The sequence below is a fragment of the Streptomyces sp. NPDC002130 genome, assembly GCF_040296465.1.
GTDB lineage: Bacteria > Actinomycetota > Actinomycetes > Streptomycetales > Streptomycetaceae > Streptomyces.
Genome location: NZ_JBEOXI010000892.1, coordinates 1 through 1,356 on the forward strand (window position 1 = coordinate 1; position 1,356 = coordinate 1,356).

At 68.3% G+C, this 1,356-nt stretch carries 2 protein-coding genes; one reads left to right on the forward strand and one right to left on the reverse strand.

What is annotated here, in order from left to right; translation table 11 throughout:
- Positions 1–228, reverse strand: a 228-nt coding sequence (locus tag ABT116_RS46700) for a recombinase family protein (protein ID WP_351647348.1), incomplete at its 3' end; no start/stop codon positions are given.
- Between the two features lie 387 nt (positions 229–615).
- On the opposite strand from ABT116_RS46700, the gene ABT116_RS46705 reads away from it, so the two are divergent.
- On the forward strand, positions 616–792 hold the full coding sequence (locus tag ABT116_RS46705; RefSeq protein WP_350835167.1) for a hypothetical protein: 177 nt from the start codon (positions 616–618) through the stop codon (positions 790–792).
- The last annotated feature ends 564 nt before the right edge of the window (positions 793–1,356 follow it).

Below are 1,356 nucleotides of genomic sequence, written 5' to 3' on the forward strand. Positions count from 1 at the left end.
CAGGGTGTCGCGGACGGTGCGGCCGAGCCGGTCGAGGGTGTGCACCACGATCACGTCACCGCCGCGGGCGCATTCGAGCAGCGCCTGTAGTCCGGGGCGTTCGGTGGTGGTCCCGGATTTCTTGTCCACGTAGATGTTCGCCGGATCGATTCCCGCCTTGGCGAGTGCGTCGATCTGCCGGGTGAGGTCCTGCTTGCTCGTCGACACCCGGGCGTATCCCAACTCCACACCTGGAGCGTACCGAAAGTTATGTTCGAACCGAACTTGTGATACACAATTATGGAATTAACTTCTGGGACACGCCGCCCTGGGCTTTCACAGGATCCCGGCGGGGGTTTGGATGGCGTCCCATTTCCAGGATTTCGGGACAAGCTCACCGACGACTTCGGAGAACCCGTCCCTCGGGACGACGATCCCTGCGGTTGACATCACGTCTGGTGAGAGGTGGTTCGTACCGTGGAGTGGAGTGGCGGGTTGACGCCGGTCGCCGGGCTCGGCAACGATGTCTCGCTGGATTGCCGCGGCGCAGTCTCGTCACGTTCCGCGGCCGCACCCTCCCGGTTCCGCGCGGCCGCACCCTCCCGGTTTCCGGACGCACCGAGCAGAGAGCACCGGATGACACCGACCGAGGACGACCTCGACCCCGATATCGCGCAAGCCTGGGTCTTCCGCGACCTGCTGGACGAGGAGATCGAGGGACTCACCGCCCGAATCGAGAACATCCGAGGAGTACGCACAGAGGACCGCCACGGGGACAACTCTCCGAGGTGCATCAACGGGTGGCCCGGCTGACCGCCCGGTATCCCGAGCTGCGCGGCGCCGGGCGGCATGGCGGAGACTGATCGGCGTCCTGGGTATCAGGGTGGGCGGTGCGTCGACGACGGTTGCGACCGCAGCCAGGTCCAGCGTGGTGAGGCTCGCGGGCAACCCGATCTGCGGCCATTCGGCGGTCAGGGTGACCGTCCGCGCCGGTGCCGGGAGCCAGTACAGCGGCTCGCTGCGGAAGGTGCAGATCCCGGTGGCGGTGGCGTGGAGATCCGGGCGGGGAAAGTAGGGGTCAGCGACCGTGAGGTCGTCGGTCCCGGCCCACACGTCGAGGTAGGACCACTGGGCCGACGGATCCGCGGGGTCGGTCAGCGGGCGGGTCTGGTGCAAGAGCGCGCCGGGCCGGGCGGCCGGTGGCGCTCAGGGCCAGCTGCAGCGCGAGCCCGCATGGGTACGCGGTGATCCGGCACCAGCTCAAGGGTCAGGTGAGTGCGCACGGTCAGCAGTCGGCGACCGTGCACCCGGTCACCGCCGCACGGCGGTGGGGCGGTCGCGGGCCAGCGTGGACTGCGCACGGCAGTGATGGTGCAC